Source organism: Sphingomonas sp. PL-96 (assembly GCF_020707215.1).
Classification (GTDB): domain Bacteria; phylum Pseudomonadota; class Alphaproteobacteria; order Sphingomonadales; family Sphingomonadaceae; genus Sphingomonas.
Window position 1 is genome coordinate 111,010 of record NZ_JAJFET010000007.1, and the last position, 21,224, is coordinate 132,233.

Annotated in this window: 22 protein-coding genes and 1 tRNA gene; 14 read left to right on the forward strand and 9 right to left on the reverse strand. The window is 67.5% G+C overall.

The features are described from left to right. The first annotated feature begins 1 nt into the window (after window position 1). The 4 genes from hemE to LK533_RS13390 all read left to right on the forward strand — a co-directional run bounded on the left by hemE (window position 2) and on the right by LK533_RS13390 (window position 3,891). Window positions 2-1,042 (forward strand): uroporphyrinogen decarboxylase, encoded by a 1,041-nt coding sequence (gene hemE, locus LK533_RS13375; RefSeq protein ID WP_229363663.1) that lies wholly within the window; start codon window positions 2-4, stop codon window positions 1,040-1,042. Next, entirely contained in the window at window positions 1,039-1,494 is a 456-nt protein-coding gene (locus LK533_RS13380; RefSeq protein ID WP_229363558.1) for a CopD family protein, read from the forward strand. The genes hemE and LK533_RS13380 overlap by 4 nt, the downstream gene beginning before the upstream one ends. Before the next feature lie 215 nt (window positions 1,495-1,709). Continuing rightward, on the forward strand, window positions 1,710-2,966 hold the full coding sequence (gene rho, locus LK533_RS13385; protein WP_229363560.1) for a transcription termination factor Rho: 1,257 nt from the start codon (window positions 1,710-1,712) through the stop codon (window positions 2,964-2,966). Window positions 2,967-3,159: 193 nt separating this feature from the next. Then, complete coding sequence (locus tag LK533_RS13390) at window positions 3,160-3,891, forward strand: TerC family protein (RefSeq protein ID WP_229363562.1); 732 nt, start codon at window positions 3,160-3,162, stop codon at window positions 3,889-3,891. Window positions 3,892-3,949: 58 nt separating this feature from the next. Here the strand turns inward: LK533_RS13390 and LK533_RS13395 are convergent, their stop codons facing one another. Further along, window positions 3,950-4,645, reverse strand: coding sequence for a dienelactone hydrolase family protein (locus tag LK533_RS13395; protein ID WP_229363564.1), 696 nt, complete (start codon window positions 4,643-4,645; stop codon window positions 3,950-3,952). A 111-nt stretch (window positions 4,646-4,756) separates the two neighbouring features. Between LK533_RS13395 and LK533_RS13400 the strand changes: the two genes are divergently transcribed. Genes LK533_RS13400 through LK533_RS13425 form a run of 6 tightly spaced genes read left to right on the forward strand, consistent with a single transcriptional unit; the run spans window position 4,757 to window position 10,491 of the window. After that, complete coding sequence (locus LK533_RS13400; RefSeq protein WP_229363565.1) at window positions 4,757-4,987, forward strand: DUF6489 family protein; 231 nt, start codon at window positions 4,757-4,759, stop codon at window positions 4,985-4,987. Window positions 4,988-4,992: 5 nt separating this feature from the next. Beyond that, window positions 4,993-6,288, forward strand: a complete 1,296-nt coding sequence (gene mnmE, locus LK533_RS13405) for a tRNA uridine-5-carboxymethylaminomethyl(34) synthesis GTPase MnmE (RefSeq protein WP_420705860.1) — start codon at window positions 4,993-4,995, stop codon at window positions 6,286-6,288. A 54-nt stretch (window positions 6,289-6,342) separates the two neighbouring features. Beyond that, entirely contained in the window at window positions 6,343-8,184 is a 1,842-nt protein-coding gene (mnmG, locus tag LK533_RS13410) for a tRNA uridine-5-carboxymethylaminomethyl(34) synthesis enzyme MnmG (RefSeq protein WP_229363566.1), read from the forward strand. After that, window positions 8,184-8,801, forward strand: coding sequence for a 16S rRNA (guanine(527)-N(7))-methyltransferase RsmG (gene rsmG / locus LK533_RS13415; protein WP_229363567.1), 618 nt, complete (start codon window positions 8,184-8,186; stop codon window positions 8,799-8,801). Before mnmG ends, rsmG begins: the two co-directional genes overlap by 1 nt. Then, window positions 8,798-9,577 carry a ParA family protein gene (locus tag LK533_RS13420; protein WP_229363568.1) on the forward strand — a complete coding sequence of 260 codons (780 nt, stop codon included), beginning with the start codon at window positions 8,798-8,800 and terminating at the stop codon, window positions 9,575-9,577. Before rsmG ends, LK533_RS13420 begins: the two co-directional genes overlap by 4 nt. Continuing rightward, window positions 9,574-10,491, forward strand: a complete 918-nt coding sequence (locus LK533_RS13425; RefSeq protein ID WP_229363570.1) for a ParB/RepB/Spo0J family partition protein — start codon at window positions 9,574-9,576, stop codon at window positions 10,489-10,491. Before LK533_RS13420 ends, LK533_RS13425 begins: the two co-directional genes overlap by 4 nt. 38 nt (window positions 10,492-10,529) lie before the next feature. Here LK533_RS13425 and ribA read toward each other — a convergent pair whose 3' ends face one another. The 4 genes from ribA to LK533_RS13445 all read right to left on the reverse strand — a co-directional run bounded on the left by ribA (window position 10,530) and on the right by LK533_RS13445 (window position 15,694). Beyond that, the gene (gene ribA, locus LK533_RS13430) at window positions 10,530-11,594 is read right to left on the reverse strand and encodes a GTP cyclohydrolase II (protein ID WP_229363571.1); all 1,065 of its coding nucleotides are present in this window, start codon (window positions 11,592-11,594) and stop codon (window positions 10,530-10,532) included. Beyond that, window positions 11,591-12,388: an exodeoxyribonuclease III gene (locus LK533_RS13435; RefSeq protein ID WP_229363572.1), complete on the reverse strand. Its 798-nt coding sequence runs from the start codon at window positions 12,386-12,388 to the stop codon at window positions 11,591-11,593. The genes ribA and LK533_RS13435 overlap by 4 nt, the downstream gene beginning before the upstream one ends. A 248-nt stretch (window positions 12,389-12,636) precedes the next feature. Next, window positions 12,637-13,266 carry a LolA family protein gene (locus LK533_RS13440; protein WP_229363573.1) on the reverse strand — a complete coding sequence of 210 codons (630 nt, stop codon included), beginning with the start codon at window positions 13,264-13,266 and terminating at the stop codon, window positions 12,637-12,639. Between the two features lie 76 nt (window positions 13,267-13,342). After that, a complete protein-coding gene (locus LK533_RS13445) occupies window positions 13,343-15,694 on the reverse strand; it encodes an FtsK/SpoIIIE family DNA translocase (protein ID WP_229363574.1) in 2,352 nt (783 codons plus the stop codon). 129 nt (window positions 15,695-15,823) lie between these two features. Here LK533_RS13445 and LK533_RS13450 point away from each other — a divergent pair, with 129 nt between their 5' ends. Further along, a complete protein-coding gene (locus LK533_RS13450) occupies window positions 15,824-17,041 on the forward strand; it encodes a UbiH/UbiF/VisC/COQ6 family ubiquinone biosynthesis hydroxylase (RefSeq protein WP_229363576.1) in 1,218 nt (405 codons plus the stop codon). A gap of 105 nt (window positions 17,042-17,146) precedes the next feature. Here LK533_RS13450 and LK533_RS13455 read toward each other — a convergent pair whose 3' ends face one another. From LK533_RS13455 to LK533_RS13470, 4 genes are read right to left on the reverse strand one after another with little or no spacing between them, the layout of a single operon-like run. After that, entirely contained in the window at window positions 17,147-17,536 is a 390-nt protein-coding gene (locus tag LK533_RS13455; protein ID WP_229363578.1) for a hypothetical protein, read from the reverse strand. After that, window positions 17,533-17,712 carry a Trm112 family protein gene (locus LK533_RS13460; protein ID WP_229363579.1) on the reverse strand — a complete coding sequence of 60 codons (180 nt, stop codon included), beginning with the start codon at window positions 17,710-17,712 and terminating at the stop codon, window positions 17,533-17,535. Before LK533_RS13460 ends, LK533_RS13455 begins: the two co-directional genes overlap by 4 nt. Beyond that, window positions 17,709-18,317: an LON peptidase substrate-binding domain-containing protein gene (locus tag LK533_RS13465; protein WP_229363580.1), complete on the reverse strand. Its 609-nt coding sequence runs from the start codon at window positions 18,315-18,317 to the stop codon at window positions 17,709-17,711. The genes LK533_RS13460 and LK533_RS13465 overlap by 4 nt, the downstream gene beginning before the upstream one ends. 3 nt (window positions 18,318-18,320) lie before the next feature. Further along, window positions 18,321-19,226: a tetratricopeptide repeat protein gene (locus LK533_RS13470; protein WP_229363665.1), complete on the reverse strand. Its 906-nt coding sequence runs from the start codon at window positions 19,224-19,226 to the stop codon at window positions 18,321-18,323. A gap of 179 nt (window positions 19,227-19,405) precedes the next feature. Between LK533_RS13470 and LK533_RS13475 the strand changes: the two genes are divergently transcribed. The 3 genes from LK533_RS13475 (at window position 19,406) to LK533_RS13485 (ending at window position 21,004) form a co-directional block, all read left to right on the forward strand. Continuing rightward, window positions 19,406-19,480 (forward strand) — tRNA-Gly (locus tag LK533_RS13475). Between the two features lie 192 nt (window positions 19,481-19,672). Further along, on the forward strand, window positions 19,673-20,470 hold the full coding sequence (locus tag LK533_RS13480) for a DUF72 domain-containing protein (RefSeq protein WP_229363581.1): 798 nt from the start codon (window positions 19,673-19,675) through the stop codon (window positions 20,468-20,470). Window positions 20,471-20,473: 3 nt separating this feature from the next. Beyond that, on the forward strand, window positions 20,474-21,004 hold the full coding sequence (locus LK533_RS13485; RefSeq protein WP_229363582.1) for a gamma carbonic anhydrase family protein: 531 nt from the start codon (window positions 20,474-20,476) through the stop codon (window positions 21,002-21,004). The last annotated feature ends 220 nt before the right edge of the window (window positions 21,005-21,224 follow it).

Consider the following 21,224-nt stretch of genomic DNA (forward strand, 5'->3'; position numbering starts at 1 on the left):
GCTGACTCAGACTCCGACGCCCAAGCCGCTGCTCGAAACCCTGCGCGGCACCCGCCAGGCTACCCCGCCGCTCTGGCTCATGCGTCAGGCCGGGCGGTACCTGCCCGAGTATCGCGCGCTGCGTGCCGAAAAGGGCGGATTCCTCGACCTGGTGAACGACAGCGAAGCCGCCGCGGAAGTGACCCTCCAGCCGCTGCGCCGCTTCGGGTTCGACGGGTCGATCCTGTTTTCCGACATCCTGGTGGTGCCCAATGCGTTGGGACAGGACCTGTGGTTCGAAACCGGCGAGGGGCCGCGGCTTGCGCCCAGGATCAACCGCGACACGCTGGAAACGCTGGTTGCGGCTCCCAATCGGCTGGAACCGGTCTATGGCACCGTTCGGCACGTAAAGGCGGCGCTGGACCCCGCGGTGACCTTCCTGGGCTTTGCAGGAGCTCCCTGGACCGTCGCCACCTATATGATCGCAGGCCAGGGCAGCCGCGAGCAGGCGGAGGCGCGACGGCTAGCCTATGCCGATCCGGCGCTGATGGAAGCGATCCTCGACCGCATCGTCACGCTCACGATCGACTATCTGTCGGCGCAGATCGAGGCGGGCGTCGATGCGGTGCAGCTGTTCGACAGCTGGGCGGGAAGTCTCTCCCCCGAGCAGTTCGAGCGCTGGGTGATCGCGCCGACCCGGCAGATCGTCGACGCGGTCAGGGCGCGCCACCCCGACACGCCGATCATCGGGTTCCCCAAGGGCGCCGGCGGCAAGCTGGTCGCCTATGCCGCCGCGACGGGCGTCGATGCGATCGGCCTGGACGAAACGGTCGATCCGGTCTGGGCCAACAAGGTCCTGCCGCGTGACCTGCCGGTGCAGGGCAATCTCGATCCGCTGGCGCTGATCGCGGGCGGCGAGACGCTGGACCGCGCCGTAGACCGGATCCTTGCGGCGTTCGCCGATCGGCCGCACATCTTCAACCTGGGCCATGGCATCCAGCAGGACACGCCGATCGCGCATGTCGAACAGCTGGTGGCACGCGTCCGCAGGAGCCAAGCATGACCAATTTCCTCGGGTCCGCCTATCTTTGGGTCAAGGCGGCGCATGTCATCTTCATGGTGTTCTGGATGGCGGGGCTGTTCATTCTGCCGCGCTACCTGGTCCATCATCAGGAAGGGCTGGACGATCCCGCCGAGCGGCCGCGCTGGATCGCACGCGAGGCGAAGCTGCGCGCGATGATCCTGACGCCGTCGATGATCGCGGTGTGGGTGCTCGGCGTCGCGCTCGCCGCCAATGCGGGACTGTTCGACGGGCAGCCGGGGCTAGGCTGGTTGCACGCCAAGCTGCTCTTCGTGGTGCTGCTGACCGGCTATCATGGCTGGGCGGTGGCCTATACGCGCAAGCTCGCCGCGGGTCGCCCGACCCTCTCCGCCGCGCGGTTGCGGATGTTCAACGAGGTTCCGGCGCTACTGGTCGCGGTGATCGTTGCGCTGGTGATCGTGAAGCCCTTTTAAGCCAAACCCCATCGTTTCGGCGGGCAGGGGGCGCTTTCGGTCGCGTCCTCCCGCGGTCTCTGCTTGACTTGCACAGGGCGCGAACCTAACCCGCGCCAACGAGTGGGCTCCGTCCGGGGACCACGCCGTTTCTTTTCCAGCATCGTGTCGCGCCCTTCTTCTCGCCGATCGACGCTCCTCCCTTTATCCGCATCAACGTCATTCGGATCACATCCATGCACCTCAAGGACCTCAAGAAGCACGCGCCCGCAGACCTCGTCACCATGGCCGAGGAACTGGGCGTCGAAGGCGCGTCGACGATGCGCAAGCAGGACCTGATGTTCGCGATCCTGAAGGCGCAGGCCGAGAACGGCGAGCAGATCATGGGGCTGGGCACGATCGAGGTCCTGCCGGACGGCTTCGGCTTCCTGCGCTCGCCGGAGGCGAATTATCTCGCCGGGCCGGACGACATCTATGTTTCGCCCAACCAGGTCCGCAAGCACGGCCTGCGCACCGGCGACACGGTGGAAGGCGAGATTCGCGCGCCCAAGGATGGCGAGCGCTATTTCGCGCTGACCAAGCTCATCTCCGTCAACTTCGATGATCCCGATGCGGTCCGCCATCGCGTCAACTTCGACAATCTGACGCCGCTCTATCCGGAGCAGAAGCTGACGCTCGACCAGCTCGACCCGACCCAGAAGGACAAGTCGGCGCGGGTGATCGACATCGTCAGCCCGCAGGGCAAGGGCCAGCGCACGCTGATCGTTGCCCCCCCGCGCGTCGGCAAGACGGTGATGCTGCAGAACATCGCCAAGGCGATCACCGACAATCACCCCGAGGTCTTCCTGATCGTGCTGCTGATCGACGAGCGGCCGGAAGAAGTCACCGACATGCAGCGTTCGGTACGCGGCGAGGTCGTCTCCTCGACCTTTGACGAGCCGGCGACGCGCCACGTCCAGGTGGCCGAGATGGTGATCGAAAAGGCCAAGCGCCTGGTCGAGCACAAGAAGGACGTGGTGATCCTGCTCGACTCGATCACGCGCCTGGGCCGTGCCTACAACACCGTCGTTCCCTCGTCGGGCAAGGTGCTGACCGGCGGTGTCGACGCCAACGCGCTGCAGCGGCCGAAGCGCTTCTTCGGTGCGGCCCGCAACATCGAGGAGGGCGGTTCGCTCTCCATCATCGCGACCGCGCTGATCGACACCGGCAGCCGCATGGACGAGGTGATCTTCGAAGAGTTCAAGGGCACCGGCAACTCCGAGATCGTGCTGGACCGCAAGGTGGCGGACAAGCGCATCTTCCCCGCGCTCGACGTCGGCAAGTCGGGCACCCGCAAGGAAGAGCTGCTGGTCGACAAGGCCAAGCTGTCGAAGATGTGGGTGCTGCGCCGCATCCTCATGCAGATGGGCACCATCGATGCGATGGAGTTCCTGCTCGACAAGATGAAGGATTCGAAGACCAACGAGGACTTCTTCGACTCGATGAACCAGTAAGCGCGACCACCGCGTCCTGGGTCGGCCCGCCGGCCGGTCGAATCCTCCGCGGGATCGGCCGGCGTGCGGGCCGATCGTGTATCTGGCGCAGGCGGAGGGGAATCCTGCCGCTTGTGTCACGAAACATTGCTGCGAACGCCGGTGCTCGTCGTTCGGGCTTTGCGCTTGCCCAGCCGCAGACTAGGATTTGCGGATGCTAGACCTTCTTTCGCACCTCAGCATCGCCGCCACGGCGGTGCCGGCCGGGCCGGGATCCCCGGCCGACATCTGGAACCATATCGTCGCGGACTTCAGCAACATCGGCTCGCCTGCGGCGCTGTCGGCGTTCCTGCAGGTCCTGATGATCGACGTGGTGCTTGCCGGCGACAACGCGATCGTCGTGGGCGCGCTCGCCGCCGGCCTGCCGGTCGATCAGCGCAAGAAGGTGATCCTGATCGGCATCATCGCCGCGCTGGTGCTCCGCATCGCCTTTGCGCTGGTGGTGAGCTGGCTGCTCGGCATCATCGGCCTGATCTTTGCCGGCGGCGTGCTGCTGCTATGGGTGGCGTGGAAGATGTGGCGCGAACTCCGCCCCGTCGGCGGCCCGGGTTCGCCGGAGGTCGAGGGCGACGAGACCGAGGGCATTCGCCCCGCCAAGAGCTTCGCCGCCGCCGCCTGGGCGGTTGCGGTGGCCGACGTCTCGATGAGCCTCGACAATGTGCTGGCGGTGGCAGGTGCTGCGCGAGACCATCCGGGCATCCTGATCATCGGCCTGCTGCTGTCGGTCGCGCTGATGGGGATCGCCGCCAACCTGATCGCCAAGTACATCGAGCGCTATCGCTGGATCGCCTATCTGGGCCTCGCCGTGATCCTCTATGTCGCGGTTAAGATGATCTATGAGGGCGTGACCGACCAGCATGTCGGCCTGCTCCAGCTGTTCGTCTGATCGAGCGGCACGAGGAAGAAAAAGGGAAGGGGCGGCCATGGGCCGCCCCTTTTTCGTTTCAGCCAAGCGCCTCGGCGAGGAACGCCGCCGTGCGTTCGTCGGCAAGCCGGGCGGCAGCCTCGGAGCGGCGCTCGCCCAGCTCGGTTGCAAAGCCATGGTCCTCGCCCGGATAGTCGTGCAGCGTCACGCGGGGGTGGTCGTCGAGCCCGGCGTGCATGGCCGCCTGAACCTCAGCCGACACGAAGTGATCGGCGCCGGCGATATGAAGCATCAGCGGGTGCGCGATCGCATGCTTCTCGTCGAGCAGCCCGTCGATGCCCACCGCGTAATAGCCGACGCTCGCGTCGATGTCGGTGCGTGCCGCCGTCATATAGGCGAGCCGCCCGCCCAGGCAGAAGCCGATCGCACCCACCTTGCCGCCTGAGACCAGCGCCCGCGCCGTGCGGATCGTAGCCTCGATGTCGGCGATCGCGGTCGCCTGATCGAACTGGCCCATCAGCTCCAGCGCGCGAGCCATCTCTTCCGGCACGTCGGGGTTGAGGTTGATGCCCGGCGCGATCCGCCAGAACAGGTCCGGCGCAATCGCCAGATAGCCCTGTTCGGCCAGGCGGTCGCACTTGGCGCGGATGCCGGGGTTCACGCCAAAGATCTCCTGGATCACGATCACCGCCGCACGGGGCGTGCCGGCCGGATCGGCGCGATAGGCGGAGAAGCGGCCAGTGCCATCAAGCGTGTCGATCAAAAGCGTTGCCATGGGGGTTCCTCGTGTTTGAACCATGCTTTGTTTGCAGGATCGCCTGCGTCCGGCGCATAGCGAGGCGCACGCTAGGCAATGGCGCCGGGGCCCTCAAGCGGAGACAGGCCGATGAAGATCAACGTAGAGGTGGATTGCACACCGGAGGAGGCGCGGCGCGCAATGGGCTTGCCCGATTTCACGCCCGTCCATGAACGCTATGTCGCGATGCTAAGCGAAACGATCGAAAAGGGGGCGAGCCCGGAGATGCTCAACGAGCTGATGCGCCACTGGGCGCCGATGGGCGAGGCCGGCATGAACTTCTGGCGCAAGATGTTCGAGAGCGCGGGCCGGTCCGGCTGACGCGCGTGGACACGATCTTCGCCGTATCCAGCGGCCAGCCTCCGGCCGCGATCGCGCTGCTGCGGGTAAGCGGACCGGACGCGCTTGCTGTGGCCGAGGCGATGGCGGGCAAGCTCCCGCCGCAACGTCAGGCCGGGGTGCGGGCGCTGCGCGACCCTGCGGACGGAACGCTGCTAGACAGGGCGCTGCTGCTGTGGTTTGCGGGACCCCGGACGGCCACGGGTGAGGATCTGGTTGAGCTGCATCTGCACGGCGGGCGCGCAGTGGTGCAGGCAGTGGAGGCCTGCCTGGGCCGGCAGCCCGGTCTGCGGCGTGCCGAGGCAGGGGAGTTCACGCGTCGCGCGCTGGCCAACGGTCGCCTCGACCTCAGCGAAGCGGAAGGGCTCGGCGACCTGCTGATGGCCGAGACCGAAGCGCAGCGGCGGGCGGCGCTTGCCAATGCCGAAGGCGCGGTGCGCCAGCGGGTCGAGGCCTGGCAGGTCCGACTGCTGATGCTCGCCGCGCAGGTCGAGGCGATGCTCGACCATGCCGATGAAGAGGACGTGGCGGACGACGCCGGAGCATTGGCCGCGGTGCGGGCCGACTGCGCTGCTCTGGGGCAGGAGCTTGCAGCGGTGCTGGCGGCACCGCCGGTCGAACGGCTGCGCGATGGCATCCGCGTCGTACTCGCGGGACCGCCGAACAGCGGCAAGTCGACGCTGCTGAACGCGCTGGTCGAGCGGGAGGCAGCGATCGTCTCCCCGATTGCCGGCACCACGCGAGACCGCGTCGAGGCGGCGGTGGTGCGCAACGGCGTCGCCTGGTTGCTTACCGACACGGCGGGGCTTGCCGAGGCGACCGACGATCCGATCGAGCGCATTGGCATCGCGCGCGCGCGCGAGGCGATGGCGTCTGCCGATCTGGTGCTGTGGCTTGCGGATGTGGCGCCTCCGGAGATCGCGAACGTCACAGTCCTCGCACTCCACCCGCGCGCGGATCTTCCGGATCGCGCCGAGGTGCCGGCGGACCGCCTCGGCCTGTCGGTGGCGAGCGGGCAAGGCCTGGCGGAGTTGTGGGCTGCCATGGAGCAGGCGAGCCAGGTGCTGCTGCCGCGCGCAGATACGCTGGCGCTCAACCGCCGACAACGCGGGCTGCTGGCCCAAGCCGCGGAGGCTCTTTCCGATGCTGCGATGCACCATGATCCGCTGCTGGTCGCGGAGGAACTTCGACGCGCACGGACGGCCTTCGATCGGGTTACGGGTCGCGCCGATGTCGAAGGCGTTCTCGATGCATTGTTCGGGCGGTTCTGCATCGGCAAGTAAGTGTTCCACGTGGAACGCTTTGACGTGATGGCGGCGGCGCAGTAGCGCTGGAGCATGTCTCCATTCGATGTGATCGTGGTGGGCGGCGGCCATGCCGGCACCGAAGCCGCAGCCGCGGCCGCCCGCCGTGGCGCGCGCACCGCGCTGTTGAGCTTCGATCTGACCAAGCTCGGCGCCATGTCCTGCAACCCGGCGATCGGTGGACTGGGCAAGGGCCATATCGTCCGCGAGGTCGATGCGTTTGACGGCCTGATTGCGCGGGCTGCCGACCGCGCGGCGATCCACTATCGCATGCTCAACCGCAGCAAGGGCGCCGCCGTTCAGGGCCCCCGCGTCCAGGCGGACCGGGTCCGCTATGCCGCGGCGATCCAGGCGATGCTTGCCGAGCAGGCCAACCTCACCCTTCTCGAAGGAGAGGCGGAACAGCTGTTGATCGAGCACGGAGGGGTCGCCGGTGTGGTGCTGGGCGACGGTACCAGGCTCTGCGCGCGTGCGGTCGTGCTGGCGACGGGCACCTTCCTTGGCGGACGGATCTATCGCGGCGAGGATCGCGTAGAAGGCGGGCGGGTCGGGGAGCGTGCGGCGACTGCGATGGGGGTGCAACTCCGGGAGCTTGGCCTGCCAATGGCACGGCTCAAGACGGGGACGCCGCCGCGGTTGGACGGACGCACCATCGACTGGGCGATGCTCGACGAGCAGCCGTCGGATGCCGAGCCGTGGACCATGTCGCCGATGAGCAGCGGCCGCGTGCTGCCGCAGCTGTTCTGCGCCGTCACGCGGACGACGGAGCAGACTCATGCGATGATTCGCAGCGGACTGGATCGCTCGCCGCTGTTCAGCGGCGCGATCGGCGCGCCGGGTCCGCGCTATTGTCCGTCGATCGAAGACAAGGTGCACCGCTTCGGCGACCGCGATGGTCACCAGATCTTCCTGGAGCCGGAGGGGCTCGACACGACGCTGGTCTATCCGAACGGCATTTCGACCTCGCTGCCGGTCGATGTTCAGGAGGCGATGGTCCGCAGCATACCGGGACTGTCGCATACCCGCATCGTGACGCCGGGGTATGCGGTAGAGTACGACCATGTCGATCCGCGCGCGCTGGATCCACGGCTTGCCCTGGGGACGCTGCCTGGCCTGTTCTGCGCCGGACAGATCAACGGAACGACCGGCTATGAAGAGGCGGCGGGGCAGGGTCTGGTAGCTGGTGCCAACGCTGCTGCCTGGGCGTGTGATCTCGCGCCGGTGATCCTCGACCGGGCCTCAAGCTATCTCGGTGTGATGGTCGACGATCTGGTGCTGCAGGGCGTGAGCGAGCCTTATCGCATGCTGACCGCGCGCGCGGAATATCGGCTGACGCTGCGCGCCGACAATGCGCCCACGCGGCTTTCGGGGATTGCCGAGGAAGCCGGGCTGCTCGGACCGGAACGGCTAGCCTGGGTGCGGGCGCGAACGGCGGCGCGATCGGCGCTGGAGCAGCAATTCGACGAACGGCTGTCGGCGACATCGGTGGCGGCACGCGGGGGGCAGGTGAGCCAGGATGGCGCCGTGCGCAGCGTCCGCGAATGGCTGCGCTTCCCCGGGGTTTCGCTGGAGCAGGTGCTCCCGGAGGCGCTGGACGGTGCCGAGCCCGCGCTGCTTGCGGAGGTCGTGGAGGATGCGCGTTATGCGCCGTATCTGGAACGCCAGCACCTCGAACTCGCCGAGATGCGCGCCAACGATCACATTCGCCTGCCGGACGATTTTGCCTATGGGGCCGTGCCGGGCCTTTCGGCGGAAATGGTGCAGCGGCTGACGACGGCACGGCCGACCACGCTGGGAGCGGCATCGCGCGTGCGGGGGGTGACGCCGGCGGCGCTCGCGGCGGTGCTGGTGCACGCTCGGAAGATGGGGGCATGATGACCGAAGACGAAGCCCGCAGCTGGTTTGCCGAACGCTTCGCAGCGGAGCGGGTGGAGCGGGTTGCCCGTTTCCTTGAAGTCGTGCGCGACGAGAGCACGCGCCAGAATCTGGTCGCGGCGTCGACGCTGCCGAACCTGTGGTTCCGGCATGGGGTCGACTCCGGCCAGCTGGTCGAGCTTGCCGAAGGTCGGGACGGGGTCTGGGTCGACATCGGCACCGGCGGCGGGTTTCCAGGCATGGTCGTGGCGATCCTGCGCGATGCGCCGGTGTGGCTTATCGAGCCGCGTCAGAAGCGCGCGACGTTTCTCCGCGACGCTGCCGACGCGCTGGGCCTTAGCAACGTGCGGGTCGAGCAGAAGCGGGCGGAGAGCGTTCCGCCTGCGCCGCCTGCGTCGATCGTAAGCGCCCGGGCGGTCGCGGCGCTGCCTGCGCTGTTCGGGGGTGCAGCCCACCTCGTGGATCGGGAAACGCTATGGCTTCTGCCAAAGGGGCGTTCCGCGCGATCGGAGGTGGAAGCCTTAGCGGGTTCATGGCAAGGTGTGTTTCACGTGAAACACAGCCTCACCGATCCGGAATCGCTCATCGTGATCGCACGCGGGATCTCCCCAGCATGATATGCATCACCATCGCCAACCAGAAGGGCGGGGTCGGCAAGACGACCACCGCGATCAACGTGGGAACGGCACTCGCCGCCACGGGGCTGCGCGTGCTGCTGCTCGACCTCGATCCTCAAGGCAACGCTTCGACCGGCCTGGGTATCGGGCGCAACGATCGCGAACGCTCGACCTATGACGTGCTGCTGGGCGACACCACGCTGCAGGAAGCCGCCATCCCGACGCAGGTGCCGCTGCTCGACATCATTCCGGCCACGGTCGACTTGTCCGGTGCGGAAATCGAACTGATCGAGTTCGATGCGCGCACCCATCGCCTCGACCGCGCGCTGCAGCGGGGCGGCGATCGCTGGGATGTCATCCTGGTCGATTGCCCGCCTTCGCTCGGACTGCTCACCGTCAATGCGATGGTTGCAGCCCATGCGCTGTTGGTGCCGCTGCAATGCGAGTTCTTCGCGCTGGAGGGATTGAGCCAGCTGCTCACCACCGTCGAGCAGATCCGCGGGCGGTTCAATCCGGGCCTATCCATTCTCGGCGTGGTGCTGACCATGTATGACCGGCGCAACCGCCTGACCGACCAGGTGTCGGACGACGTGCGGGCGGTGCTCGGCCGGGTCGTGTTCGACACCGTCATCCCGCGCAACGTCCGACTGTCGGAAGCGCCCAGCCATGGCATGCCGGCGCTGATCTACGACCACCGCTGTGCCGGTTCCGAAGCCTATATCGCCCTGGCACGCGAAGTGATCGGACGCTTGCCCCAGCTTGCGGAGGCCGCATGACCGACAACCCCGCACCTACCCGCAAGCCGCGGCCGGGCCTTGGCCGCGGGCTGAGCTCGTTGCTGGGCGACAGCACGCGCGAGGCACCGGTCTCGGGCACCGAGCGGCAGGCGAGCGGCGTCCGGCTTCTGCCGGTCACGGCAATGGGCCCGCATCCCGGGCAGCCGCGCCGGCATTTCGACGAAGCAGCGCTCGACGATCTTGCTGCGTCGATCGCTCTGCGCGGACTGATCCAGCCCATCGTCGTGCGGCCGCACGGCAAGGAATATCAGATCGTCGCCGGCGAGCGGCGCTGGCGGGCAGCCCAGCGTGCGCGCCTCCACGAGGTACCGGTGCTAGTCCGCGACCTCGACGATGCCGAGACGATGGAAATCGCGCTCGTCGAGAACATTCAGCGCCAGGACCTCAATGCGATCGAAGAGGCGGATGCCTATCGCAAGTTGATCGACGAATTCGGCCACACCCAGGATGCGCTCGCCAAGCTGGTGCACAAGTCGCGCAGCCACATCGCGAACCTGCTGCGGCTCCTCGATCTGCCCGCACCGGTGCAGCAGCTGGTGGTCACCCAGCAGCTCAGCATGGGCCATGCCCGCGCCATCATCGGTGCGCCCGATCCCGAGGCACTGGCAGATCGAGTGATCGCCAAGGGGCTGTCGGTGCGCGAAACCGAGCGTCTCGCGCGCGACGCCAAGCCGCAGCCGCTGGGCGGTACCCAGCCGCGTGGCGGTCGGGGTGGCGGCGATGCGTCGGGCGGCGACGCCGACATTCTCGCACTGGAGCAGCAGCTCGGGGACGCCTTGGGACTCAACGTCCGCATCGCGCATGGCGACAAGGGCGGCACGCTGACGATCAGCTATTCGACCCTCGACCAGCTCGACATGGTCTGCCAGCGGTTGAGCGGCGACGTGATCTGACTGTCCCTCCGTTCTGCGGGGCAGGAACGAATCCCGCCTTATAGCTGGTGGCCGGTACGATCGCGCTTGGTCGCCAGATAGTGTTCGTTGTGCGGGTTCGGCGGCAAAGCGTGCGGCACCCGTTCCGCAACGGCGATGCCGGCAGTCTCCAGCGCTGCAACCTTGGCGGGATTGTTGGTCAGCAACCGGATCTCGCGCTGACCGAGCAGTTCCAGCATGCGGCCGGCGGTCCGGAAATCGCGCGCATCGACTGCAAAGCCCAGACGCGTGTTCGAATCGACAGTGTCGAACCCCTGGTCCTGGAGCGCATAGGCACGCAGCTTGTTGACCAGGCCGATGCCGCGCCCTTCCTGCCGCAGGTAGAGCAGGATCCCCCAGCCACTGTCGGCGATCGCCGCGATTGCCGCGTCGAGCTGGGGTCCGCAGTCGCACTTGAGGCTGCCGAGCGCATCGCCGGTCAGGCACTCGCTATGCAGCCGCACCAGCGGCGGCTGACCGTTGGGCGCGCCGATCAGCAGCGCGATATGCTCGCCCGGCGACTCAGGGGTGCGGAAGGCGACGATCTCGGCATGCTCCGCGCCCGCGACCGGGAGCCGAGCCCGAGTCGCGATGGCGAGGCGCAGCGGATCCTCATGGGCTTCAACATCCGCCGGGGTGATCGCTTCGGCGCCCTCCGCTTCGTCCTCTCGGACAAAGAAGGCGGGCAGCACGCCGGCAAGCCTCGCCAGCTGCAGCGCGGTGCGAGCGGCTTCCGGAGCCGGCAGCGGAACGGCGCGGAACGGACCTTTAAGTGGGGTTGCGAGGTCGAGCTGCGGGTCGGCAAGCGCGGTCGCTGCGGCGAAGTCGAGCCATGGTGCACGCTCCACCAGTACCGGCGCATCGGGCACCGCCGCCTCACGCTGGTTGGCGAGCTTCAACGTCGCGGCCCTTCCGGCGGAGAGCAGAACAGCAGCGCTTTCCTCGGGATCGAAGGCAGCCAGGCGGAGTGGGTCGGCCGTCTCGATCGCGAGCAGCGTGATCGCCGTGCTGGCGTCGCGGATGGAGACCGGCCAGCCCCGGCGCAGCGCGTCGATGGCGCGGGCGACAGCGCGCGGATCGGTCAAAGCGCGAACTCGGTAAGGATCGGGATGTGGTCGCTGGGCTTCAGCCAGCTGCGGCAATGCTCGAACACCTTGTGCCCGGTTGCCTTGGCCGCGACATCGCGGCTCGCCCACATGTGATCCAGACGACGGCCGCGATCGGAGGCCGCCCAATCCTTGGCGCGATAGCTCCACCAGGTGAACAGCCGTTCGGGCGCCGGCGCAAAGTGGCGGCCGAGATCGACCCAGTCGTTCGCGGCCTGCAGCCGGGCCAGCGTCTCCACCTCGATCGGCGTATGGCTGACGACGTCCAGCAGCGCCTTGTGGCTCCAGACATCGCTTTCGAGGGGCGCGACGTTGAAGTCCCCCGTGAGCACGGTTGGAATGCCGGCAAGACCTTCCGACCAGCCAATCATTCGTTCAAGAAAGTCGAGCTTCTGGCCGAATTTCGGGTTCACGTCGCGATCGGGAACGTCTCCACCAGCCGGGATGTAGACGTTTTCGAGCCTGAGCCCGTTGGCCAGGCGGACGCCGATGTGGCGGGCCTCGCCATTGGCCTGCCAGTCCAGGCGGTCATCTTCGACGAGCGGCACCTTGCTCAGGATCGCAACGCCATGGTGCATCCGCTGGCCGTTGATCGCGATGTGCGTGTAGCCGAGCGCATGGAAGGGGGCGTGCGGAAAATCTTCGTTCACGACCTTGGTTTCCTGAAGGCACAGGATGTCGGGCGAGATTTCGCGAAGGAACCGCTCGACGATCTCCATCCGGAAACGAACCGAGTTGATGTTCCACGAAGCGATCGAAAGAGGCGCAGTCATCGTTTCGCGATGTAGCGAGGGGAGGGGGGCGATGCCAGAGCCAGGCCCACAGCAAGATCGACGCCGCCGGACATGGAAAGGCCCTCGTTCCGGGGGCATGGAACGAGGGCCGACCTAGCGTTCGTCACGCAGGCAGGAATTGAGAACCCGGGTAACAGGGGGGAAAATCCCGGACGCGCCTCAACTCCGCAAGACACCCTCTAACGGGTGAAAGCTGTCGCCAGAATGAATGGAATCCGCAAATGCGTTCAGCGACGATTCTGCGTGCGACGCGGCTCGTTGAATCGAAAGGCGCTGTCTGCGACCGGCACGTTGAACCGCTGGTTGGACAAGCGGATCGTGGTGCGGTTGTTCTGTGCATCGAGCGTCACCCAGCCCTGAAGCATCAGCCCCGCTGGCGCAGACGCGTTGCGCGCGAAGATCAGCGTGATGCGGCCATATTCCGGGTGCTTGGGGTCATAGGCCTCGACGCTGACGACCCGGGAGTCGCTGTCGGGCAGGACGCGGGCGTAGCGGGAAGCGTCCCTGGACGGATCAAGCAGGATTCCAAGCGGCGAGTTGCCGATCGGCCAGCGCTGCTTCTGACCGACCTGATAATCGAGGAAGTACAAGGACTTGCCGTCCGAGACGACCAGGATCGGCACACCCTTTTCATATTGGAAGCGGATCTTGCCCGGCTTCTTCAGGGTCAGCTTGCCGGTCAGCACCTTGCCGGTTCGGTCGGTCTGGCTGAAGTCCGCCGTCATCGAGTTCGCCTGGGCCAGGTGCTGCTGCACCGTGGCAAGCGTAACGGGCGCCTGCGCGGTCACCGCTGCGGGAGCCGCAAGCGCGATCGCGGCGGCGGGGGCGAGAAAGCGAATGGGGTGTCTCCAGATCATGGGGTCAGACTAGGCGTGGGGGCTTGAACGCGTCGTGAACTCGGCGGTTTCCTGCCGTTCAGCCAGCCAGCCGCGATCAGCTCAGCGGCCGCCCGTCCGGATCCATCAGCACTTCGCGCCGGCCGACATGGTCCGGTCGGGAGACGAGTCCGTCCTTTTCCATGCGCTCGATCAGCCGTGCCGCCGAATTATAGCCGACGCGCAGCTGGCGCTGCAGCCAGGAGGTCGACGCCTTCTGGCTTTCGGCCACCAGCTGGCAGGCCTTGCGATAGAGCTGGTCCTCGGGGCTGTCGTCGCCGGTCGGGGCGCCGTCCAGGCTGAAGCCGCCGTCCTCGCCAGGATCGTTGGTGACGGCATCGATGTAATCGGGCTCGCCCTGCGAGCGCCAGAAGTCGGCGACTGCCTGCACTTCGTCATCCGACACGAACGGGCCATGGACGCGCGCCAGCTGCTTGCCGCCGGGCATGTAGAGCATGTCGCCGCGGCCCAGCAGCTGCTCGGCGCCCTGTTCGCCCAGGATGGTGCGCGAATCGATCTTGGACGTGACGTGAAAGGAGATTCGGGTCGGCAGGTTCGCCTTGATGACCCCGGTGATGACGTCGACCGAGGGGCGCTGCGTCGCCATGATCAGGTGAATGCCGGCGGCACGCGCCTTTTGCGCGAGGCGCTGGATCAGGAACTCGACCTCCTTGCCCGCCGTCATCATCAGGTCGGCGAGCTCGTCGACGATCACGACGATCTGCGGCAGCGGCTGCAGGTCGAGCGTCTCTTCCTCGTACATCGGCTGGCCGGTTTCCGGGTGATAGCCGGTCTGGACCTTGCGCCCGAGCTTCTGCCCCTTGGCCTTGGCGGCACGGACCTTCTCGTTGAAGCTGCCCAGCGAGCGGACGTTGACCGACGCCATCATGCGGTAGCGGTCCTCCATCGTCTCGACCGCCCATTTGAGCGCACGCACCGCCTTGGGCGGATCGGTCACCACATCGGCGAGCAGGTGGGGGATGCCCTTGTACATGCTGAGTTCCAGCATCTTCGGGTCGATCATGATCATGCGGCACTGGTTCGGCGTCAGCCGGTAGAGCAGCGACAGGATCATGCAGTTGAGGCCGACGGATTTGCCCGAGCCGGTGGTGCCGGCGACCAGCAGGTGCGGCATCGGCGCGAGATCGGCGACGACCGGATCGCCGGCGATGTTCTTGCCCAGCACGATCGGCAGCTGCGCATTCTGGTCGGCGAAGCTCTGGCTCGCCATCAGTTCGTGCAGGTTCACCGTCTCGCGGCGCTGGTTGGGAAGCTCGATGCCGATCACGGTGCGGCCCGGGATCGTCGCGACACGTGCGGAGATCGCCGACATGTTGCGGGCGATATCGTCGGCAAGCTGGATGACGCGGCTCGCCTTGATGCCGGGCGCGGGTTCCAGCTCGTACATGGTGACGACGGGACCCGGCGACACCTTCACGATCGCGCCCTTGACGTTGAAGTCGTCGAGCACGCTCTCGAGCAGCCGCGCGTTGCGTTCCAGCGCAGCCTTGTCGACCGAAGGCCCGCTGCTGGGAGGCGGCGGGGCGAGCAGGTCGATGGTCGGCAGCTCGAAATTGTCGCGCAGGTCGAGCGACTGCTGCGCAGTCTTGGGCTGGGCGGCGGGCGAAGGTGCAGCGATGCGGTCCTCGATCGTCGGGGGCGGGCGACGCTCCGGCTCGGCGAGCTTGCGTGGGCGGGGTTCAAAGGGAAGGTCGTCGTCCTCCTCGACATCGATCGCGATGCGGCGGCTGCCGGTAGGCAGCACCTCGGCATCGCTGCCGTCGTCGAGCAGCTCGTCCGGCATCGTCCGGCGGCGGGGCAGACGCAGCGCACCCGCCGGGAGCTCGATCGTCATGCCGCGGCCCCACAGCACGACGCCGGCGATGCCAACCAGCGCGCCGACGACGCGCTGACTCCACAGCACGGCGGTGGCATCCGGGATCATCCGGATCAACCCCTGCAGCAGCGAAGCGATCGACCAGCCGACGACGCCGCCCCAACCGCCCGGAAGCGAGGTCACCGCCTCATGCGAGACAAAGGAGAGCGCAGTGGCCATCAGCGCCACGCCGATCACGCAGTCCCGCAGCATCGCGCCCCAGCGGCCGACCGGAACATCGCGCCACAGCCGGATCGCGATGATGAGGCCGAGCGGGAGCAGCAGGCCGACGGCGACGCCGAACACCATCAGCAGCAGGTCCGCGACATAGGCGCCGGGAAGGCCCATCCGGTTGCCGATGGTGCTGCCGGCCGCAGTGTTCAGCGACGGATCGCCCGAATGATAGGTGACCAGCGCCAGTGCGGTCACCAGCATCAGCAGGAACAGCACCGCCGCGCCGATCATCGCCCCACCGCGAACGGCCCCCGCGCGCATCGCGTCGCGCCACACCATCGGTTGCGCCTGGCTCGCCATGACCTTCTTCCCGCTCAAAATGTCTGAAATGCTTGTTGGAACGCATCGCGCGCGTCGAGTCCGCCGTCAAGGCGAACCCCGGCACGCCGCCCCTTTGCGCAGGGCAACGTAACGCACTACACCGGCGCCATGCAGCAAGCGGACGTCCTTATCCTCGGCGGCGGACTGGTGGGCAGCACGCTCGCCGTCGCACTCGCCGCCCATGGCCTCACCGCGATCGTCATCGATCCCGCCGACCCGGCGGTGATCCTTGCGCCCGGCTTCGACGGCCGCGCCTCGGCGATCGCCAGCGCCAGCCATCGCATGTTCCAGGCGCTTGGCATCGCCCAGCAGCTGGAGGGCAAGGGCTGCCCGATCCGCGCGATCCGCGCGACCGACGGGCTGGCGCCCGGCGCACTCGACTTCGTGCCCCACGCAGACGCGCCGCCGCTGGGCGTCATGTATGAGAACAAGGCGATCCGTCGTGCGCTGCTGGAGGCGGCGGAAGCTGCGCCGAACGTCGACCTTCGGATGCGCACGCGTGCGGTGTCGGTCGAGCGGGGCCCGCATGGCGTGACGGTCGTGACCGACACGGGCGACACGCTCACCGCGCCGCTGCTGATCGCGGCGGAGGGCCGCAACTCGCCGACGCGGGAAGCCGCCCGGATCCGGGTCGCGCGCTGGAGCTACAACCATGTGGCGATGATCGCGACGCTCAACCACGAGCACAGCCACGAGAACGTCGCCTACGAGATCTTTTACCCGGCGGGGCCGTTCGCAATCCTGCCGATGAACGACGATGCCAACGGCCATCGTTCGGCGATCGTCTGGACGGTGGATGCCAAGGACGCACCGGGGCTGCTCAAGCTGTCCGACCGCGGCTGGCTGGCTGAGGCCTCCAAGCGGATGGGCGGGTTCCTGGGGCATCTGGGGCCGCTGTCGCCGCGGTCGAGCTATCCGCTGGGCTTCCACCATGCGGCCACGATCACTGCCGACCGGCTCGCACTGGTGGGCGATGCGGCGCACGGCATCCATCCGATCGCGGGACAGGGGCTCAACCTGGGCCTGCGCGACGTGGCGGCGCTGGTCGAAGTGCTGGTGGAGGGCAAGCGGCTCGGCATGGACCTGGGCGATCCGCACCTGCTCAAGCGGTACGGCCAATGGCGTGGGCTCGACACGCTGGCGGTGGCGACGGCGACGGACGGCCTCACCCGGCTGTTCGGGATCCCGGGCAAGACGGCGAGCGCGGTGCGGCGCTTCGGCCTCTCGGCGGTGGATCGCATTCCCCCGCTCAAGGCGCGCTTCATGGCCGAAGCGCGCGGGGAAACCGGGCAGCTGCCCAAGCTGCTACAGGGCGAGCTGGCCTAAGCGCACTCCGTGCTCCTGCGCAGGCAGGAGCCCAGGGTTACTGATCGCTGCATTCGTGGCTCTGGGCTCCTGCTTTCGCAGGAGCACGGCTGGTTAACGGAGCGGCTACCGTTCCACCGAGTCGCGGTGCTCTGTCTGCACGGGTACCGCTTGCGGTCGCGTCATGATGAAGCTGCCGCCCCAGGCGCCGGGTACCTGCCAGCTGCCGGTGACCTCGTCGCCTTCTGCGCTGACCGTGCCCTGGTAGATCACGGCGTCATAGCCATCGCGCACCGGCGCGTAGAATTTGGTGAACTGCACCGAACGGCCCGTGCGGGTGCCGTCCACCGCCGAGGTTAGGTGGCGGCCAACGAGCACCACCGCGTCGATCTCCTCGATCGTGCCGCCCAACCGCCCGCCTGAATCGGTGAGGGTCGCACGAAAGCTGGTGGCGGGGAGGTCCTCGGGATAGTTGAAGATCCCGATCCAGACGCCGCTCAGATCCACATCGCTCATGCGTCGAGCGGGCGGGCTTCCTCGACCAGCATCACGGGCACGCCGTCGCGGACGGGATAGGCGAGCCCTGCGCCTTCCGAGATGAGTTCCTGCGCATCCTCATCCCAGCGCAGCGGCGTGCGCGTCACCGGGCACACCAGGATCGACAGCAGCCAGGGATCGAGCGTCTTGGTCATTGCAGCGTCCTGTCGTCGTCGTCGCCGTGCCGGCCGAAGAATTGCATCAGCTGCACGATCAGGTCGGCGCGCGCGGTCAGCGTGTCGGCTTCCAGCAGCGCCTGTTTGGAGGCGGGGTCGAACGGCGCGATCTGGGCAATGCCGTTCACCAACGTCTCGTCGTCCAGGCGCGCTACCGATTCCCAATCCACCGCATAGCCCTGCATCTCGGCAAAGCGGCGCGATTCAAGCTCCAGCGACGCGCGTTCGGCAAGCGCCAGCGTCGCCGCGGGCGCGTTGGGGATCAGCTCGGCCTCGATCTGGCGAAACGGGGTGGTAACGTCGAGCTCGCGCAGCAGGCGAAAGCGGGAAACCCCCTCCAGCACGATGTCGAAGCGGCCGTCGTCCAGCGCCTGCACGTCGATGATCTGGCCGATGCAGCCCATGGCGAACAGCGTCGGGCGCTGCCCGGATCCACGCGGCTGAATCATGCCGATGCGGCGGTCGCGGGCAAGCGCGTCCGACACCAGCGCCCGGTAGCGCGGCTCGAACACGTGCAGCGGCAGGTGCATGCCTGGAAACAGCAGCGCGCCCGACAGCGGGAAGATCGAGACGCGGCTCGCCATCGATCAGCCGAACAGGACGGCGGAAAGCTTGCGGCGCTGCTGCGACACCCAGGGATCCTCCAGGCCAACCGCCTCGAACAGCTTGAGCAGCTGCTGGCGGGCAGCGCCCTCGTTCCATTCGCGGTCGGTGGCGATGATCGACAGCAGCGTGGCCGCCGCCGAATCCCGGTCGCCGGTCGCCATCTGCCCACCGGCGAGGCGAAAGCGGGCGTCGAGATCGTCCGGGTTGGCGGCAACTTCGGCCGCCAGGCCGGCAAGGTCGTCGACCGGCTGGGCTTCCCGCGCGAGTGCCAGCGAGGCGCGGGCGCGCTCGACCTCGGGGTTCTTGGCGGCCTCGGCGGGGAGGGCGGCAATCGCGGCCTCCGCCTCGTCGTTCTGGCCGAGCGCCATCAGCGCACGGATCCGCCCGATCGCGACACCGGGATGGTCCGGTGCCAGTTCGGCGACCTGATCGAAGATCGAGAGCGCACGCTCGGCATCGCCGCTCGCGAGCACCTCTTCACCCATCTGCACCAGCGGCTCGATGTCCGGGCCGGCGTCCTCGCCGCCGTCCGCACCCGGCTGCACCGGCAGCTGGCGCAGGATCTGGTCGAGCATACCCTTCAGCTGACCCTCGGTGCGCGCCTGCGTCAGGTCGGCGACCAGCTGGCCCTGGAACATCGCATAGACGGTGGGGATCGACCGCACCTGGAATTGCGAGGCGATGAACTGATTCTTGTCGGTATCGATCTTGGCCAGCACCACGCCCTTGTCGGCATAGGCGGCGGCGACCTTTTCGAGCACGGGGCCGAGCGCCTTGCACGGCCCGCACCATTCCGCCCAGAAATCGATGATCACCAGCTTGGTCATCGACGGTTCGACGACGTCGCGGCGGAAGGCTTCCACGGCTTCCTTCTCGGCGGCGGACAGTCCAAGCGTGGCCAAGGCGTGCTCCTGTTGCGATTGCGGTCTGCGTTGGCCGCCTATGTGGGCGCTGGCATGCGGCAGGCCAAGTCTTTTCGAAAAAGTGCAAGAAGAGGCTTGCCGGGTCCGAAAGCCGCTGCTAATGCCCGCCACCTCGCCGGGACACACCGGCGACACGCCAGAGAGCGGGCGTAGCTCAGGGGTAGAGCACAACCTTGCCAAGGTTGGGGTCGAGGGTTCGAATCCCTTCGCCCGCTCCAGTCGCCGTCATGATGTGACGGCGGCACATCATGAAATGATCGGCGGCACGGCCGGCGCCGCTTGCGGCGACCGATGACGTGGCTTCGCCACGGCGCTCCTCCTCCTCCTTCTGATCTTCCTGCCAAGCGCAACCAGCTTGCGTCTGCGCTTCTCCCGGTCCTAGCTGCTGCAAGCAGTGCGGGAGAGCGGTGATGGCGGATGGCGCGGTGCGGGTCGGGATCGGCGGGTGGAGCTTTCCGCCCTGGCGCGGCACCTTCTATCCCGAAGGCCTGGCGCAAAAGCGCGAGCTGGAGTTCGCATCGCGGGCCCTGACCGCGATCGAGATCAATGCGACCTATCATGGCAGCCAGAAGCCGGCGAGCTTTGCCAATTGGGCGAACACCGCGCCTGAGGGCTTCGTGTATGCGGTAAAGGGCTCGCGCTATGTCACCAACCGCAAGGTGCTGGGGGAGGCGGGCGAATCAATGCAGCGCTTCCTGAACCAGGGAATCGTCGAGTTGGGCGAGAAGCTGGGCCCGATCCTGTGGCAGTTCATGGCGACCAAGCAGTTCGATCCGGAGGATTTCGCCGCCTTTCTGCAGCTGCTGCCCGGAGCCCATGAAGGGGTGGCGCTGCGCCACGCGGTGCAGGTGCGGCACGAGAGCTTTGCAGTGCCCGAGTTCGTCGCGCTGGCGCGGGCGGCGGGGGTGGCGATCGTGTTCGCCGATTCGACCAGCTATCCCGCGATCGCCGATGTGACCGCCGACTTCGTCTATGCGCGGCTGGAGGCGGCGGAAGAGGCGGAGCCGCAGGGCTATGCGCCGGCCGCACTCGACCGCTGGGCGCAGGCGGCGCGGACCTGGGCTTCGGGCGGCGTGCCGGATGGGCTGCCCTATGCCGAGGCGACGCCCCCACCGGCGCGGCCGCGCGACACCTTTGTGTTCTGCATCAACGGGGCGAAGGTGCGCGCGCCGGCCGCCGCGCAGGCGCTGATCGCGCGGCTGGGCTGAGCGATGCCCTTGTACGCCATCGACGGCGTTTCGCCGCAGCTTCCGGCGGACGGATCGAGCTGGGTCGCGCCTTCCGCCGATGTGATCGGCGACGCGCGGCTGGGGCGGGAAGTCGGGGTGTGGTTCGGCGCCGTCATCCGCGCCGACAACACGCCGATCCTGGTCGGCGACCGCACCAACATCCAGGAGGGGGCGATGCTGCACTCCGATGTCGGCAGCCCGTTGACGGTAGGCGCAGGGGTGACGGTGGGGCACCACGCGATTCTGCACGGCTGTACCATCGAGGACGATGTGCTGATCGGCATGGGAGCAATCGTGCTCAACCGGGCGGTGATCGGTGCGGGGTCGCTGGTGGGCGCCGGCGCACTGGTGACCGAGGACAAGGTCTTTCCGCCTGCCAGCCTGATCGTCGGCAGCCCGGCGCGGGCGGTACGGAGCCTGGACGAGGCCGCGATCGCCGCGCTGCGCCGCTCGGCCGATGGCTATGCGGAGCGTCAGCGGCGATACGCGCAGGGGCTGACGCGAATCGGCTGAGCGTCCCGGTCTGGCACGAAGTTGAGGAAGTTGAGGCTCGAACGCATCTTTGTCCTGCCTCTCCCTGACTACACGACTCGTGTGTGCCAGCGCGGAGCCGAGTAGGACAGGGTAGAACGTGGTGACGGCCAGGCCCCGTTCGTCCTGAGTAGCCATCGAGCGACGTCGAAATGGCGTATCGAAGCACGGGTGCTTCGATACGGGTCTTCGACTGCGCTCA

Bases quoted from the DNA above. Each gene is read 5' to 3' on its own strand.
- LK533_RS13380 (WP_229363558.1), top strand. From the start codon at position 1,039: ATGACCAATTTCCTCGGGTCCGCCTATCTTTGGGTCAAGGCGGCGCAT.
- rho (WP_229363560.1), top strand. From the start codon at position 1,710: ATGCACCTCAAGGACCTCAAGAAGCACGCGCCCGCAGACCTCGTCACC.
- LK533_RS13390 (WP_229363562.1), top strand. From the start codon at position 3,160: ATGCTAGACCTTCTTTCGCACCTCAGCATCGCCGCCACGGCGGTGCCG.
- LK533_RS13395 (WP_229363564.1), bottom strand. From the start codon at position 4,645: ATGGCAACGCTTTTGATCGACACGCTTGATGGCACTGGCCGCTTCTCC.
- LK533_RS13400 (WP_229363565.1), top strand. From the start codon at position 4,757: ATGAAGATCAACGTAGAGGTGGATTGCACACCGGAGGAGGCGCGGCGC.
- mnmG (WP_229363566.1), top strand. From the start codon at position 6,343: ATGTCTCCATTCGATGTGATCGTGGTGGGCGGCGGCCATGCCGGCACC.
- rsmG (WP_229363567.1), top strand. From the start codon at position 8,184: ATGACCGAAGACGAAGCCCGCAGCTGGTTTGCCGAACGCTTCGCAGCG.
- LK533_RS13420 (WP_229363568.1), top strand. From the start codon at position 8,798: ATGATATGCATCACCATCGCCAACCAGAAGGGCGGGGTCGGCAAGACG.
- LK533_RS13425 (WP_229363570.1), top strand. From the start codon at position 9,574: ATGACCGACAACCCCGCACCTACCCGCAAGCCGCGGCCGGGCCTTGGC.
- LK533_RS13435 (WP_229363572.1), bottom strand. From the start codon at position 12,388: ATGACTGCGCCTCTTTCGATCGCTTCGTGGAACATCAACTCGGTTCGT.
- LK533_RS13440 (WP_229363573.1), bottom strand. From the start codon at position 13,266: ATGATCTGGAGACACCCCATTCGCTTTCTCGCCCCCGCCGCCGCGATC.
- LK533_RS13445 (WP_229363574.1), bottom strand. From the start codon at position 15,694: ATGGCGAGCCAGGCGCAACCGATGGTGTGGCGCGACGCGATGCGCGCG.
- LK533_RS13450 (WP_229363576.1), top strand. From the start codon at position 15,824: ATGCAGCAAGCGGACGTCCTTATCCTCGGCGGCGGACTGGTGGGCAGC.
- LK533_RS13455 (WP_229363578.1), bottom strand. From the start codon at position 17,536: ATGAGCGATGTGGATCTGAGCGGCGTCTGGATCGGGATCTTCAACTAT.
- LK533_RS13460 (WP_229363579.1), bottom strand. From the start codon at position 17,712: ATGACCAAGACGCTCGATCCCTGGCTGCTGTCGATCCTGGTGTGCCCG.
- LK533_RS13465 (WP_229363580.1), bottom strand. From the start codon at position 18,317: ATGGCGAGCCGCGTCTCGATCTTCCCGCTGTCGGGCGCGCTGCTGTTT.
- LK533_RS13480 (WP_229363581.1), top strand. From the start codon at position 19,673: ATGGCGGATGGCGCGGTGCGGGTCGGGATCGGCGGGTGGAGCTTTCCG.
- LK533_RS13485 (WP_229363582.1), top strand. From the start codon at position 20,474: ATGCCCTTGTACGCCATCGACGGCGTTTCGCCGCAGCTTCCGGCGGAC.